At 40.1% G+C, this 15570-nt stretch carries 17 protein-coding genes; 11 read left to right on the top strand and 6 right to left on the bottom strand.

Annotation, left to right across the window (positions count from 1 at the left end; genetic code table 11):
* Positions 1-6 precede the first annotated feature (6 nt).
* A complete protein-coding gene (locus AC6CIB_RS15230) occupies positions 7-975 on the top strand; it encodes a TIR domain-containing protein (protein WP_498282015.1) in 969 nt (322 codons plus the stop codon).
* A 234-nt stretch (positions 976-1209) separates the two neighbouring features.
* Positions 1210-2538, top strand: coding sequence for an IS3 family transposase (locus AC6CIB_RS15225; RefSeq protein ID WP_498282013.1), 1329 nt, complete (start codon positions 1210-1212; stop codon positions 2536-2538).
* Positions 2539-2601: 63 nt separating this feature from the next.
* Here AC6CIB_RS15225 and AC6CIB_RS15220 read toward each other — a convergent pair whose 3' ends face one another.
* Positions 2602-3930 carry a purine-cytosine permease family protein gene (locus AC6CIB_RS15220; protein WP_498282011.1) on the bottom strand — a complete coding sequence of 443 codons (1329 nt, stop codon included), beginning with the start codon at positions 3928-3930 and terminating at the stop codon, positions 2602-2604.
* 241 nt (positions 3931-4171) lie between these two features.
* Between AC6CIB_RS15220 and ald the strand changes: the two genes are divergently transcribed.
* Entirely contained in the window at positions 4172-5290 is a 1119-nt protein-coding gene (gene ald / locus AC6CIB_RS15215; protein WP_498282009.1) for an alanine dehydrogenase, read from the top strand.
* Between the two features lie 136 nt (positions 5291-5426).
* On the opposite strand, the gene hxlB is transcribed toward ald, so the two are convergent.
* Positions 5427-5984: a 6-phospho-3-hexuloisomerase gene (gene hxlB, locus AC6CIB_RS15210; protein WP_498282007.1), complete on the bottom strand. Its 558-nt coding sequence runs from the start codon at positions 5982-5984 to the stop codon at positions 5427-5429.
* Positions 5985-5997: 13 nt separating this feature from the next.
* Positions 5998-6630 carry a 3-hexulose-6-phosphate synthase gene (gene hxlA / locus AC6CIB_RS15205; protein WP_498282005.1) on the bottom strand — a complete coding sequence of 211 codons (633 nt, stop codon included), beginning with the start codon at positions 6628-6630 and terminating at the stop codon, positions 5998-6000.
* Between the two features lie 181 nt (positions 6631-6811).
* Between hxlA and AC6CIB_RS15200 the strand changes: the two genes are divergently transcribed.
* The 4 genes from AC6CIB_RS15200 (at position 6812) to AC6CIB_RS15185 (ending at position 10151) form a co-directional block, all read left to right on the top strand.
* A complete protein-coding gene (locus AC6CIB_RS15200; protein WP_498282003.1) occupies positions 6812-7177 on the top strand; it encodes a winged helix-turn-helix transcriptional regulator in 366 nt (121 codons plus the stop codon).
* A gap of 169 nt (positions 7178-7346) precedes the next feature.
* Entirely contained in the window at positions 7347-8027 is a 681-nt protein-coding gene (locus AC6CIB_RS15195; RefSeq protein WP_428975046.1) for a metal-dependent hydrolase, read from the top strand.
* A 105-nt stretch (positions 8028-8132) separates the two neighbouring features.
* Entirely contained in the window at positions 8133-8375 is a 243-nt protein-coding gene (locus tag AC6CIB_RS15190) for a hypothetical protein (RefSeq protein WP_498282001.1), read from the top strand.
* Between the two features lie 456 nt (positions 8376-8831).
* Complete coding sequence (locus AC6CIB_RS15185) at positions 8832-10151, top strand: DRTGG domain-containing protein (protein ID WP_498281999.1); 1320 nt, start codon at positions 8832-8834, stop codon at positions 10149-10151.
* 399 nt (positions 10152-10550) lie between these two features.
* Here the strand turns inward: AC6CIB_RS15185 and AC6CIB_RS15180 are convergent, their stop codons facing one another.
* Positions 10551-10856: a YtpI family protein gene (locus AC6CIB_RS15180; protein ID WP_148970857.1), complete on the bottom strand. Its 306-nt coding sequence runs from the start codon at positions 10854-10856 to the stop codon at positions 10551-10553.
* Between the two features lie 93 nt (positions 10857-10949).
* Between AC6CIB_RS15180 and AC6CIB_RS15175 the strand changes: the two genes are divergently transcribed.
* Entirely contained in the window at positions 10950-11891 is a 942-nt protein-coding gene (locus AC6CIB_RS15175) for a DHH family phosphoesterase (RefSeq protein ID WP_498281997.1), read from the top strand.
* A 142-nt stretch (positions 11892-12033) separates the two neighbouring features.
* Here AC6CIB_RS15175 and AC6CIB_RS15170 read toward each other — a convergent pair whose 3' ends face one another.
* On the bottom strand, positions 12034-12399 hold the full coding sequence (locus AC6CIB_RS15170) for a hypothetical protein (RefSeq protein ID WP_498281995.1): 366 nt from the start codon (positions 12397-12399) through the stop codon (positions 12034-12036).
* 159 nt (positions 12400-12558) lie between these two features.
* On the opposite strand from AC6CIB_RS15170, the gene AC6CIB_RS15165 reads away from it, so the two are divergent.
* Positions 12559-13155 carry a class I SAM-dependent methyltransferase gene (locus tag AC6CIB_RS15165; RefSeq protein WP_498281993.1) on the top strand — a complete coding sequence of 199 codons (597 nt, stop codon included), beginning with the start codon at positions 12559-12561 and terminating at the stop codon, positions 13153-13155.
* A gap of 274 nt (positions 13156-13429) precedes the next feature.
* On the opposite strand, the gene AC6CIB_RS15160 is transcribed toward AC6CIB_RS15165, so the two are convergent.
* Complete coding sequence (locus tag AC6CIB_RS15160) at positions 13430-14449, bottom strand: DUF3231 family protein (protein ID WP_498281991.1); 1020 nt, start codon at positions 14447-14449, stop codon at positions 13430-13432.
* A gap of 265 nt (positions 14450-14714) precedes the next feature.
* Between AC6CIB_RS15160 and AC6CIB_RS15155 the strand changes: the two genes are divergently transcribed.
* Complete coding sequence (locus AC6CIB_RS15155; RefSeq protein ID WP_498281989.1) at positions 14715-14903, top strand: DUF3231 family protein; 189 nt, start codon at positions 14715-14717, stop codon at positions 14901-14903.
* 69 nt (positions 14904-14972) lie between these two features.
* Positions 14973-15428, top strand: coding sequence for a hypothetical protein (locus AC6CIB_RS15150; RefSeq protein ID WP_498281987.1), 456 nt, complete (start codon positions 14973-14975; stop codon positions 15426-15428).
* Positions 15429-15570 lie beyond the last annotated feature (142 nt).

Here is a 15570-nt window from a genome sequence, read left to right as displayed (position 1 = left end):
GTTTTTGTGTGTAGAACAGTTAATGATATTAAAAATAAAATAAATACAAACAATAGAGAAAATACATCGTACATTCATCCAATAGCAAGTAATGAAGAAATAGCGAAAATTGTTGCTGCATACTCGAATGTTAACGGTGGAGATATCATTTTAGGTATAAAAGATGATGGTAAAACTTTAAATATTAAAAAATTTGCTTTTAATCTCAATATGAAAAAAGTTATTGATTTATTAAGTGGTGCGGTGAAAATAGAATATAATAGCTTTACTTTTGAAGGTAACAATCTATTTTACATTTCTATTGATAAATCATATGAGTTGGTAAAGGTAAATAATATACCATATAAAATTAACGAAAATGGTGATGTAGAAGATATGAACATAAAAAAGGTCTTCATTTCCTATGCACACAAAGATAGTGATCTAGTGAATATTCTAGAGGAACAATTAGGGAAATATAATACCTTAAAAGTAACTCGTGATATAAAAGTTACATCTTACAGGGATAGTTTGGACGAATTCATGAAGACTATTAGGGATCATGACTTTGTAATTTCAGTAGTGAGTAGTGCATATATTCAATCACTAAATTGCATGTATGAAGTTATGCAAATAATGCAAGATGAAAATTTTCAAGAAAAGTTATTTTTCATTATAGTTAGTAAAGATGATGTAGATTACTATTCTGAAAAAAATAGATATGATGGATTTGAAGCGAATATTTATGATGTTATGGAGAGGTTAAAATATGTTACTCATTGGAGAGACAAAAAAGTAGATTTAGAGCAAAGTATTATTGAAGCATCACTTACACCAGAATTAATGGTTAATCTGGCAGTAGATATGCGGAAATTAAATTCTGTAATACCTCCAATGGATGACTTCATCAAATTTTTGAGTGATAAAGTAGGCAGATCATTTAAACAAATGTATGAGGAAGAATTTAAGGAAATAGTTGATACAATTAATAGGTAATTATTTTTCTGATAATGGGGTTAGTTCCACGGTATGAGTTGAAATTTCAAAAAGAGAATCTGAAAGCAAAAGCAGAACTAATGAAGGGGAACTAACAAAAGACTGCCGTCTCCTAAAAGAGTGAACCTTACATTAAACTGGTACCTGTAGTTAAGACGCTTGAAAAAGAGTGTTTTACCTACAGGTATTTTTTTATATACTTAAACTTCACAATAACGGGGACTAGGAGCCATTATGAGTAAAGTAATATTTTCAGCTAAAGAGATTAAAGTACTTCAAAAGAATCCAAATGTACAACGAGTTAGTGAGAAATCCATCACCTACACAAATGCTTTCAAAAATAGATTTGTAGATGAGTATCTAACAGGGAAACGACCGCGACAAATCTTTATGGAGAATGGCTTTGATGAGGAAGTTATCGGTGTAAAACGAATTGAATTAGCTGCTTATAGGTGGAAGAAAGCTTATGAAACAAAAGAATTAATAGGACTTACAGATTCAAGAAAAACGGAATCTGGCAGGGCTTTCAAACGGGAGCTTACACCTTCTGAAGTGATTGAAAGACAAAATGCACGAATCAAGCTTTTAGAGGGGCAGGTTGAGTTGTTAAAAAAGCTAGAAGCGACAGAAAGGAGGCTGTTAAACAAAAGAAAAAACCTAAGACCAAGTAAGGCATTTCAATTGATTCAAGAAACCTTTGAACATACTGGTTTTAAAAGGATGACAAGATATTTTTGTGATCTTTTAGAGGTTTCACGTTCTGGATTTTATAGCTATTTGAAGGCATCTCCCGTACGTGAGGCCAAGGAACGGCTAGATCTAAAAGTGAAGGAAATCATCTTAAAAGCTTTTAACCGCAGGGGTTATAAAAAAGGTTCACGTTCCATTAAAATGATTTTAGAGAATGAGTATAATCTTATCCTTAGCCGTAAAAAGATCCAAAGAATTATGAAGAAATACGGAATTGTCTGCCCCCACAGGAAACCAAATCCCTATAAACAAATCTCAAAGGCGACAAAAGAGCACCAGGTCGTTCCAAACAAATTAAACAGGGATTTCAAGCAAGGAATCCCAGGAAAAGTTTTATTGACAGATATCACCTACTTGCCATACAACCATAATCGTATGGCTTATTTGTCGACCATAAAAGATGGGTCCACCAACGAAATTCTGGCCTACCATGTGTCTGACCGAATTACGTTGGGCATCGCAACCCAAACAATCCATAAGTTAATGAACAATAAAAAGGTCACTCTTGATCCAGATGCCTTTATCCACTCAGATCAGGGAAGCCACTACACGAGCCCCCGATTCCAAAAGCTATTAATAAAGTATGGCTTGAGACAGTCCATGTCACGAAGAGGAAACTGTTGGGACAACGCCCCTCAAGAATCATTCTTTGGTCACCTAAAAGATGATGTAGATTATCAATCAGCTAAAACACTAAAGGAATTAAAATCGAAAATTCATCATTACATGACTTACTATAACAATTACCGTTATCAGTGGAATCTAAAAAAGATGACCCCTATTCAATATAGGAATCATCTTTTAGCTGCATAAACTCTTTTTTTATAAGTGTCCTTGACATGGGTGCCAGTTTACATACAGGTTCACTCTTTTTCCTTAACCAAGCTTCTGAATAGCCTCCTGTCCTTCCATCCCACCTCGCATCTTACTAACCACATAAACAACCCAAGTAACAATAAAACAACTAAACCCCGGTGAAAACGAATCCGGAATCACCAAATAAAACACCATCCCAACCCCCAACACAACCAACGCCTCACGATTAAAATTCGACTCCCCACTCGCAAGCCGAACAAGCGCACTCTCAGAAATCCTCCCTTTTCGAATAACCAAATAATCAGCCACCACAATCGCCGATATCGGAATGATCAAGATCCCCAAATATGAAATATACTCCTGCGCATTATAAACCAGCTGAGGAAACGAACTTAAAATAATCCCGGCTACACTGAACAATAGTGCACTTTGTATCCGCGATAGAGACGGAAGTGCATTAAGCAGACTGTATCCCCCTGTATACGCATTACTAAGATTAATAGAAATCATCGATACCATCGCACACGCCGTAATCACCAAGAGAAGCAGACTGGAGTCGGTCAGTTGACTGGCTGCCACGAATGGATTCAGATCTTTGAACAAGCTGGCACTCAATCCTCCAAGCAGTGCAGTCATCATGAAGCCGACGACGTTTCCACCGTAGAGACCCCAGAATCCGTGGCGATCGCTTTTGCTGTAGCGGGTAATGTCGGATGATGCGCTGACGCCGGAGATGTATTGGACGAAGACGAGGCTTGAGTAGAATAGGAACGTTCCGATGGAGAATGGTTCCTGGCCTTGACTTAGTGTTGGGAGGGAATCGGCTCCATTGGTTAGGAATAGGTACAGGATGATTCCCTGTCCGATCACGAGGATCGGGATGAATAGTTTGGTCGCTTTCTTGACGGCTTCGAAGCCGATGAGGGCTAGAAGGGTCATGATGATGGCGAGTCCGATGGCGACTGGGATGAATGGAATGGTGTAAGGTGTTACTTTTTCCACCATGGAGATCACGACGAAGGTTCCTCCGATGGTTTGGACGCTGAACCAGTAGAGGGACGTCAGGGACCGGATGGGGGATGCGATGAGCATCGACAGCCGGGTTCCGATGATGGATCTTAGGACATATTGAGCGGGCAGGCCGTAGCGGGAGCCCGGTAGAGACAGGAATGATACGAATAGGAAGGCGACGCTTGCTCCGAGTACGGTGGCGAGGAACGCTGCCTGAAAGGATAGTCCGCCTTCCAGGACGGCCAGTGCCGGGATGAGGAAGTTTCCTGCGTTCACGGAGAAGGCGAGCTGTATGATGAAGTATTCGATCCATGTGGTTGATTTTAATTGTGGTGGGACCTTTTCAAGTCCGAGTCTTTCGATCATAGGTTGTTTCATGGAATGATCTCCTTTGGGTATACTAATATGCATCGTTTCTATTTTAAAGAATTTTTGGAAAAAAGCGAAGAAATAATCATTAAACTTTTTAAAGAAAAATAGAGATATTTCCTTATTTATTTGTTAGAATGTAAGTGCTTACAGGGTGAGTAATTGCCCTTCGCTATTATATATGAATAGTGTTATATTTAGGAAGTAAATGCTCCAAGGAGCAATAGTGCATTTAGGAGGTTGGCTTAGTATGCGTATTGGTGTACCAACGGAAATTAAAAATAATGAAAATCGGGTGGCTATGACTCCCGCAGGTGTTGTGAATCTGGTTCTTTTTGGACATGAGGTTTACATCGAATCAGGAGCTGGATTAGGCTCAGGATTTACAGATGAAGATTACGTAGCAGCAGGTGGACACATTGTTGATTCTGCAGCGGAAGCATGGTCCATGGACATGGTCATGAAAGTTAAAGAGCCACTTCCAAGTGAGTACTCTTATTTCCGTGAGGGACTTATCTTATTTACATATTTACATCTTGCTCCAGAACCTGAATTAACGAAAGCGTTAATCGATAATAAAGTGATCGGAATCGCGTACGAAACGGTTGAACTGAATCGTGCCCTTCCACTACTAACTCCGATGAGTGAAGTAGCTGGACGTATGGCGACTCAAATCGGTGCACAGTTCTTAGAGAAGATCCACGGTGGTAAAGGTGTATTACTTTCAGGTGTCCCAGGGGTTCGCCGCAGTAAAGTAACGATCATCGGTGGAGGAGTTGCTGGTACGAATGCAGCGAAAATGGCTGTCGGACTTGGTGCCAACGTAACAATCCTTGACCTTAACCCGGATCGCCTTCGTCAGCTGGATGATATCTTCGGAAGCGACGTAACAACACTTATGTCTAACCCGCTGAATATCGAACAAGCTGTAAGAGAAGCGGACCTAGTCATCGGAGCTGTACTAATTCCAGGAGCGAAAGCACCTAAATTAGTAACAGAAGACATGATCAAAGCGATGACGTCGGGATCAGTTGTAGTCGATATCGCCATCGACCAAGGTGGAATCTTCGAAACAACGGACCGCATCACAACTCATGACGATCCAACTTACGTGAAGCACGGAGTTGTGCATTATGCCGTTGCCAACATGCCTGGTGCCGTACCACGTACGTCTACTATCGCACTTACAAACGTAACAGTACCTTACGCGGTTCAAATCGCAAACAAAGGCTACAAAAAAGCATGCCTGGAAAACGAAGCGCTATTAAAAGGTATCAACACGTTGAACGGATATGTGACATACCAAGCCGTTGCCGAAGCGCACACTGTAGACTACTCAGACACAAGAACACAATTAGAGCAACAATAACACCACGAAGCCGACTGCATGGGAATGTTCAGTCGGCTTTTTTATGTTAATATAGTAGAGATGTTGAAATCTTCGGTGTAATGCGTATACAGAAAAGGCCGCATAATGAAATGTGGCCTTTTCTGTATCTTTTACTCTATTCGAGATTAGCATGTTTACCATACATTTTAGTAGAATCCAATTCCTTTTTCTCCATAAATCGCAGGATGATGGCATCATAAAATAACAACATCGTTTGCTCAAATAGAGAGCCCATTGGTTGGATCGTTTTGTAATCACCTTCAGACTGGTCTTTCGTTACTCCTGGTAATGTAACGGTCAGATCAGCTAATTTTCCGATGGTTGATTCAGGAGAAATGGTTATTGCTGCGACTGTACCTCCCAAGCTTTTAGCTTTTTCAGCAATGGCCACTAACGTTTTGGTTTCTCCTGAACCAGATCCAATGATTAATAGATCATCCTTTTCTAAGTTGGCTGTTACAGTTTCCCCAACGACATAGGCATCAATCCCCATGTGCATCATACGCATCACAAAAGATTTCCCCATCAATCCAGATCTGCCAGCACCAGCGACAAAGATTTTCTTGGATTCTAGAATCAGGGTTACTAATTTCTCTGCCTCTTCATCAGAGATTAAGTGCACCGTTTGTCTTAATTCTTCCACGACTTTGGCTAAATATTGAGTAGACGTCATCGTTTCATTACCATTACCCTTGGTGAATTAATTCCTGCATTTCACGTGCAGTCGCTCGTTTATCTTCTTTGCTTGTAATCCCGCCACCTACAATGATGAGGTCAGGCTGTTCTTTAATAACTTCCGGGAGTGTTTCTAATTTGATTCCACCGGCAATCGCCGTTTTGGCATTTTTCACAACGCTTTTGATCGTGTGTAGATCTTCAAAGGAATTTTTCCCTACAGCTTGCAGATCGTAGCCTGTGTGTACACAAATATAATCGGCACCAAGTTCGTCCAGTTCTTTCGCACGGGCGGCAACGTCTTTCACGGCAATCATATCAACAAGGATTTGTTTCCCATGTTTTCGGGCTTCTTCTACTGCGCCTTTAATGGACTCGTCTTCTGCCGTTCCAAGAATCGTAATGATGTCAGCACCCGCAGCAGAGGCTTGACTTACTTCATATCCAGCTGCATCCATAATTTTTAGGTCCGCTAATACGGTTAAGTCAGGGAATGCTGCTTTTACTTCTTTCACTGCTTTTAGGCCTTCATTGATCACCACAGGTGTACCAATTTCTACAACATCAATATACTCTTCTACCTCTTTTACTAATGCAATTGCTCCTGGAATATCCACAAGATCTAATGCTAATTGTAATTTCATTTATATTCGCTCCTTATTATAAATTTTAATTAGTTATGCTAAGTGTTGTCATGAGAATGTATTTACTCACTAGCATGCTGTTTAGTATACTCAGTATGTAAATAAATTTGAAGTACGCACTTTCATCGCATATAGTGATAAAAAGTATACTATTGGATGAAATAAAGGAGAGTTGACGTAAATGCCAAATTTAGGAGAGAAAAATTTTAACTGTGAGAAAGAATTAACGCTCGCAGTAATCGGTGGTAAATGGAAAATGTTAATTTTATGGCATCTAGGCAAGGAAGGAACGAAACGATTTGGTGAATTAAAGTCCCTGATGCCGGGAATAACCCAAAGAATGCTTGTAAACCAATTACGCGAACTTGAAGATCATTTAATCGTGCACCGAGAGGTTTATCCTGTAGTTCCACCAAAAGTTGAATACTCACTTACCGAGCATGGTGAAAGACTGTTGCCGATTTTAGAGGCTATGTATGAGTGGGGAAAAGATTATATCGAAAATGTATTGGAAAAGGAAGCGGATGATCAATCAGCTGTAAAATAGAAAATCTCACTTACCAAGGGTTGACCTTGTTTTTTTTATTACTGTTTTATATGAGTAGAGACAACAACTTAATTGCCACTACTCGCTTATTTTTATAAAATTGGGGTATAACATAAAGTAGCATACGAGAGTAAGAAAAATAGATAAGTTTATTTGGAGGAGATGCAAAATGAAGATTTCATATCATGGACATTCAGTAGTGAAAATCGAAACGAACGGAAAAACGATTTTAATCGATCCATTCATCAACGGAAACGAACTGACGGATCTTAAAGTGGATGACGAGAAACCTGATGTGATCATCCTTACACATGGTCACAACGATCACGTAGGTGACACCGTCGAACTTGCAAAAAAGAATGATTCATTGGTGATCGCGAACCATGAACTGGCGACGTACTTAAGCTGGCAATTAGTGAAGACCCATCCGATGCATGTCGGAGGAGCTTATGAATTTGACTTCGGGAAAGTGAAATTGACACAGGCGTTCCACGGCTCAGGTCTAATTACAGATGGAAATGAAATCATTTATATGGGTATGCCTGCAGGCGTTCTCTTGATGATTGAAGGGAAAACAATCTTCCATGCGGGGGATACAGGCTTATTCTCAGATATGAAACTGATCGGGGAGCGTCATCCGATTGATCTTGCGTTCCTTCCGATCGGGGATAATTTCACGATGGGACCAGAAGATGCAGCTACGGCAGCAAGCTTCTTAAAAGCGAAGAAAGTCGTACCGATTCACTATGATACGTTCCCGCCGATCAAACAGGATCCGCAGAAATTCATCGACTTGCTCGAAGATTGTGAAGGACAGGTCATGAAGGCTGGAGATGTAATAGAATACTAATAAGGGAAGGGTGGTGCGTTTGCATCACCCTTTTTCTCATGTTTAAACAATATCCTCCATTCACTCGCATATACATGATACAAGCCTAGAGAGGAGGAAAAACGTGTGAAACAACGATACATTCTCTGTTTACTGATCACAGGAGCCCTCATTTATTATGGAGCTCCCCGCATGTCCATTTTTGCTGAAGGCATTCAAGGCATCTTTGCCATCAGCTGGCTCGTCCTTGCCACATTTGTCGTAGCGGGGAATCTTGCAGCCCTACTATACACATCTAAAGGAGCGGCAAAGAGTAATAGAGTGAAAGTGAAGCCTGTAAGAAAAATGAAATCAAGATCATTTGGATAAGCCTCTTTTATAAAAGGTGTTCTATTAAAATGGTATTGTTAAAGTAAACAAACCCTGAAAGTTGATTGAAGCGGAAGGTGCTCGACTCCTGCGGGAATAGAGGGAAAGTACGAAAAGCGGAGGCGGCTCGCCTAGCCCCGACAAGCATAAGATGAATGGGCCGGGAAGGCGTTTTTTGCCTTCTTGGACCATTTAGCTTATGACCTCGAGGGGCTAGCCGCCGGAGCTAGACAGTTGAGACCCCACAGGGCTTTAGCCCGAGGAGGCTCAACTCACGCCCCGCGGAAAGCGAGCACCTGGAGCGGAAATCAACCAGCACTATCTATGTTCAAAAGCATCAAAGTTCTCCAAATCAGTGGGCTTACACCAATGTAAGCCCCGATTAAATTGAAACCCCACGCTTTTCACATTATAATAAACATATGAAGCAGGACGTTATAAAGAAGGGTGAAAAGCTTGGCTACTAAACATGAACAAATATTAGACTACATAGATACCTTGCCAGTCGGTGAAAAAATCTCCGTTCGCCAAATTGCAAAAGCATTGAATGTGAGTGAAGGAACAGCATACAGGGCGATTAAAGATGCTGAAACCAAAGGATATGTAAGCACCATCGAGCGCGTCGGAACAATTCGGATCGAGCAAAAGAAGAAAGATAACATCGAAAAGCTCACCTATGCAGAAGTGGTCAATATCATTGATGGACAAGTATTGGGTGGAAGAACGGGATTACATAAAATGCTCAATAAGTTCGTTATTGGAGCGATGAAGCTTGAAGCCATGATGAGATACACGGAAGCTGGGAACCTGTTGATCATCGGGAACCGGACCCAGGCCCATGAGCACGCACTGAGAGCCGGGGCTGCCGTACTGATTACCGGTGGATTCGATACAGAAGATCATGTCAAGAAGCTTGCAGATGAGCTCGAACTCCCGATCATTTCTACTTCCTACGACACCTTTACAGTGGCCACCATGATCAACAGGGCCATCTATGATCAGCTTATCAAAAAGGAAATCGTATTGGTAGAAGATATTTTAACAAAAGCAGATGACACAGCGTACTTGCATATAGATGATACGTTGGAGGAATGGTACGAAAAGAATCAGTATACGTTTCACAGCCGTTTCCCAGTAGTGGATAACAACCTGAAAGTACATGGCATGGTCACCTCTAAAGACGTAATGGGCCAGGAAAAGTATACGGGGATCGATAAGATCATGACCAAACAACCGATCACCGTAAGTCCGAATACCAGTGTCGCTTCCGCCGCTCATATCATGATCTGGGAAGGGATCGAATTACTCCCCGTCGTCAATGAACAAAACAAGCTGCAAGGGATCATCAGCCGTCAGGACGTATTAAAGGCTCTGCAAATGATTCAAAGGCAGCCTCAGGTTGGGGAAACGATTGATGATCTGATCAGTAACGGAGTAGAAGCAGCGAGTGAAAAGAAGGGCGATAAAGAAGTCTACCTTTTTGCTGTTACTCCACAGATGACAACGGGAATTGGTACGATTTCGTATGGTGTATTCACTACATTAATGACAGAAGCGGCCAATCGTGCATTGAAGCCCTATAAAAAAGGGGATATTGTCATCGAAAACATGACCATCTATTTCATCAAGCCTGTACAAATGGAGAGTATGCTCGAAATTCACCCGAAAGTACTCGACGTAGGAAGAAAATTTGGTAAAGTGGACGTAGAAGTATATTGTGAAGGTGTAATGGTAGGGAAATCCCTGATGATTTGCCAGTTGATTGATCGTCATTAGTTCACTTTATTGACAACACATGGCTATAAATGTAGTGATTAATATGTATTTGGAAGTATATGATAAACAGATAATCCTTATGTTGATTGGAGCCGAAGATGCTCGACTCCTGCGGGAATAGCGGGACAGTACGAAAAGCGCAGGCGGCTTGATCAGCCCTGACAAGCATAAGATGAATGGCCGGGAAGGCGTTTTTTGCCTTCTTGGACCATTTAGCTTATGACCTCGAGGGGCTAGCCGCCGGAGTGTGACAGTTGAGACCCCACAGGGCAAAGCCCGAGGAGGCAACTCACGCCCCGCGGAAAGCGAGCATCTGGAGCGGAAATCAACCACTGCTCGCTCATTAAAAAGTACCTACAAACAAAAAAAGACTAGATATAACATCTAGTCTTTCGTACCTTATTGGTTATCCAGTTCTTTCGCTTCTCTTTGAGCATAAGGAAGCACGTGCTTGTACAACTTATAGCCGGCCCAGCAGCTTCCTAGCCCGATCAGGATGAAAAGACCGCCGATAAAATACGTCAGCGTTCCAGGGAATAAAAACAGCTGATTGATCCCAAACAGGGCAACAAATAGCCCCAGGGCAATGCTTGCCTTCGCCGATAACCATTTCTTTTCCATAGGTCGATTCGTTCGAACCTGTCTGATCTTATAAAAGACATAAAAGGTGAATGTTACAACAATCAGTAGTGCGAGAAAATACATAGTTTTGTCCTCCATCGTTGACTTCTCTCGCTACTATTTTACAGATATCAGGACAGAATGCCAAATAAAAAATCCACTACAAAGGAGATTCCCATGAAAGAACAAATCCTGAACCTCATCAAACAATATGAAACCATCATTGTGCATAGACATGTTCGCCCAGATCCGGACGCATACGGTTCCCAGGGGGGACTGGTTGAAATACTGAAATCATCCTTCCCGGATAAAAAGATCTATGCAGTCGGGAAAGAAGATGAAAGTCTTCATTATTTAAAACGTTTGGATGTCATTGAAGACCACGTTTTCGAAGGCGCTTTAATCATCGTTTGCGATACGGCGAATGAAGAACGAATCTGTGACAGTCGCTATAAATTGGGGGATAAGCTTGTTAAAATTGATCATCACCCGAATGAAGATGCATACGGAGATTACCTATGGATCGATACATCCGCAAGCTCAGTAAGCGAAATGATTTATGAATTCTACTTGTTCGGTAAGGATAAAGGATTAACACTATCAAATGAAGGCGCAAGACTTTTATTTGCCGGGATTGTGGGAGATACGGGAAGATTCCTTTATCCGAGCACAACCCAGAACACGTTTGATATCGCAGGCGAATTGATTCGCTTCGATTTTGACCGTAATGAACTATTCAATAGAATGTACGAGATAGATTCCAATGTCATCAAGCTACACGGATATGTCCTTCAAAACTTCGAAATGGATCAGGACGGCTGTGCAAGCATGATCATGACGAAAGAAATACTGGAACAGCATCAAGTCGTTCCTTCAGAAGCTTCCTTATTGGTCAGTACTTTGGGGAACGTAAAAGGCATCAAAGCGTGGGTATTCTTCATTGAGGAAGAAGATCAAATCAGGGTCCGACTCCGTTCCAAAGGACCAGTCATCAATACCATCGCCAAAAAATACAACGGCGGTGGACATCCATTGGCTGCCGGGGCTTCCATTTATTCATGGGAAGAGAAAGAAGAAGTAATGAATAATTTAAGAGACGTGTGCAGGAATCATAGGTAAGTAATGTTGGAGCCGGCGGATGCCGGCTTTTTATTTGGGTAAATGGGTTAGTTGAATGTGGGAGTACCGTCGCGTGGTAGTTATCATGAATGATTAAGATCCAGAACGTGACACGATCTTGACGAGGGATACTTACGCTTGTTCACATTTTAATTAACTCGTCCATATACAAAACCGCAACATTAAAAGCCTTTATCCTTCTCGTAATGTAGGTCTGCTGTCCACTGCCCGCTTTTGACTTCTCAAGAAATGAAGGAAGTGTCAACAACAAGCCCTCTAGCACCTTTTTCGCTTCAATCAAATCTGCTTTGCTGACATCCAATTCCTTACCCTCCCATTGTTCAAGAAGCGCATCTGCCCCAATCCGAGCAGCCTTCAATCGCTTTTCAAGTAACCTTGTCTGTGGCGCATCAGTTTTCATATGTGAAAGCGCATTTTCCGATTTGCGGATAATCGACGCAAACGCTTCAATCGACTGCTGCTTTTCTTCTGGTGTCAAACTTTCCATGAACAAATCACCTCGCTTCTCCATAAATGAACTATAAGTAGTGTACCAAAAATCCACTGGGCAAGCACTCGCCAACCGAGGGGAGAATCGCACCTTAATGATTTGATTTTGATATAATGATTACCAGTTTCAATTTTTTTATGAATAGGAGAGTTAAATATGGAAAATAACGTTTTTGAAGAGATGGCAAAAAGATATGATACAGAAGATAGAATGGAATTAGCTAAAGTAATCGTTGAGGAAGTAAGACCAGAACTACAAAATAGTAAAACAAAATCTTTAATCGACTATGGGAGTGGTACCGGGCTAATTAGTTTAGCATTAACAGATCTGGTCGATTCCATTTTGTTGGTCGATTCATCAGAACAAATGCTGGAGGTTGCAAAAGCTAAAATTTCTCACAAAGGAATCACCAACTCAAAAGTACTTTATTCAGATTTTACCCAAGGAACGCCTGACCTTAAGGCTGACATCGTGTTAATGTCACTCGTTCTTCTTCATATTCCCGATACTAAAAAAATTTTGCAAGAGTTGTTCAACATTCTGAATGATGGAGGCAAGCTCATTATTGTTGACTTTGACAAAAACGATCACATCAACCATCCGAAGGTTCATAACGGTTTTTCCCATGAAGAACTGAAAGAAAGACTATCTGAAGTGGGATTTAATTCAAATGAAATAAAGACATTCCATCATGGACATCGTATTTTCATGAATCAGGATGCCTCCATGTTTATATCCAGTAGTATAAAATGATTTAACATCATTACTTAACGTGAAGAAACAATGAATTAGCATAGGAAAGCGAGTATGAAATCTTAAAGATTTTATACTCGATTTTTTTAGTAGGTAGGGGTTATTCTTGCATTCGCTGCCGAATTAACAAGTGAGCTAAATAATTATGTGGCAATCGTAGAATTTTAAAGGGATGCATTCTTCTCAATTCATATACGAAGTAACTAGTAAGAAAAGGCAAGCATTAACAATGCTCTGCCTTTTTTAAAAATGTAATAGTAGTACCTGTAACCACTTAATTTTGCTTTTTTTCTTGTGCTAACTTTACTTTATCCGTAGTTCCTGGTGGCTGTTCAAGCCATTCGTTTTGAATCATCAAATCAGCAATACTTTTAGCGTACTGGGCAATCTCAAGTGAAAGTCTCTCGTAATTTAGCACTAAATCACTTCTTTGACTTGCAGCTGCTGCGGTTGCATAGTTGCCCGTCCCCGAAGCAGTTAACAATCCTTGATGAAATATGATTAATTGATCTGAAAATACCTGTGCTGTTGAGTCCGTTATCGAAACATCAGAAGATACAGGAGATTGTGTATTATTATCGAGTAAGGTTTTAGAGAAAATTTTTACGTGTTTTTCAGAAATATCCTTTCCTTGCAGCATAAGTTTAATGACTTCTTTCCTTGGTGAAGATTGTGCAAACGCAATAGATAATTTAGCCCCGATTAAATTGTTTTGGATATTCATATGTAAATGAGAAAGTTCCACCGTATTTAATGGTCGTTTGTTAGAAAATGGATTTAAGCCACTTAAATATTTTTTGCTGTCCACAAAATCCTTTTGTTGAGGGTAATTAATATAAGGTGACCGAATATATAATCCTTTTTCAAGAAGAATCTCCGAACTTTCGTCATATAAGTCAGAGGTCATTTGTAGTGCATTCTTAAAGAGTTTTCTGATGTCCTTTCTTGCACTCATTAATAAAAATCCACTATAACCTAACATCCCTGCTTTAGACATATGGTTTACATAAGAAATCATAAATGAATCTGTAAATAATCTAGGAGCATTTAGGTTAACATCACTATCTGAAAAACCATTCGGAATAGGGATGCTCTCTTGTTGGTAGACTGCGGTTATCTGTGTAAGAAGTTCGTCTGAAATGCTATGCCCTTTTTCAATTATTGACCTTACTTCTGGATCTTCAACTGTACTTAGGAAATAGTTTAAAAATTGAATAGACATACTGTTATTCATAAAAGCAGTCCAAAGAGAAGCTATTTCTGATGAAGTAAGTTGAATCATTTTATTTTCCATAATAGTTGAAATTCCTTCCCATATCAGGGTTATGTTAGAGTTATTATTTATAAAATAGGAAATTGTATTCATAATCTGTGGTTGAATTGTTGTGAAAGGTGTCGTTTTCGAAGGACGAAAACGGCACCGAAATTTTGGTTTTATGCAGAAATGATGAAGGAATTCACATAATCCACCGGTTAGAATTTAATCAGGTAGTTCCTAAATATAATTCCTGTTTTTGAGAATATTATGCTTGATGCATTAAAAAATAGGAGGTTATTTAATGGAAAGTAATCACGATCCTATCAAATTAACGTCAAGTGAAGTGGCAAAATTATGGGGTTCCTATCTGAACGATTCATTAGGAATTTGTACGATTTCGCATTTTTTAAAGGATGTAGAAGATCCTAATATTCGCGAAGTGTTAGAGTATGCCTCAGATATATCCACAAGACATGGGGCAATATTATGATTGATAAGTTGGTTAGAGAAACCACCTTCAGCACATGATCGAAAAAAATGGGCAACGGGTTAAACTCATGTGGCTAAACCAAAAGAAAAATTACTATGGAGTATTGCCCTTCCTGGCTTTGGTCAATTTTTAAACGGAAAATTAATAAAAGGGGTCGTCTTGATATTCTTAGAATTTATGATTAATGTTCAGGCGAACTTCAATAAAGTGGTTATCTCAAGTTTTCAAGGGGACATTGAAAAAGCGATTGGACAAGCTGATTATCAATGGTTAATGTTTTACCCTTGTTTGTATTTTTTGGCTATGTGGGATGCTTGGAAAGATGCAGGTGGAGGGAAAGGAAACCATTCTTTTCTTCCCTTTGTATTTGCTGCTTATTTTGTCACTGTCGGATGTATAAATTCTTCAAATTTTCGGCTATTTGGCATTTTATTAGGACCTGTTTGGCTACCAATGTTGTCTGCCATACCAGGCTTAGCTGTGGGAGTTATATTGAGGAAAATAATAAGAAAAACGACTGGCTGATCGTTTGTTATTATAAATTTCTCCACAATAACGATCTCTTCCTAATACCATTATAGCATGTTGAAAATGGTTATTATAGACTGTTTATTCTCATTTGCTACTGCTAAAATCAATAGAACATTGATGGATAGGGGGAGATGTA

This window comes from Rossellomorea sp. GQ25, assembly GCF_059758515.1.
The sequence above is the reverse complement of the archived record's forward strand: the minus strand, read 5'-3'. Positions and strand labels throughout refer to the sequence as shown.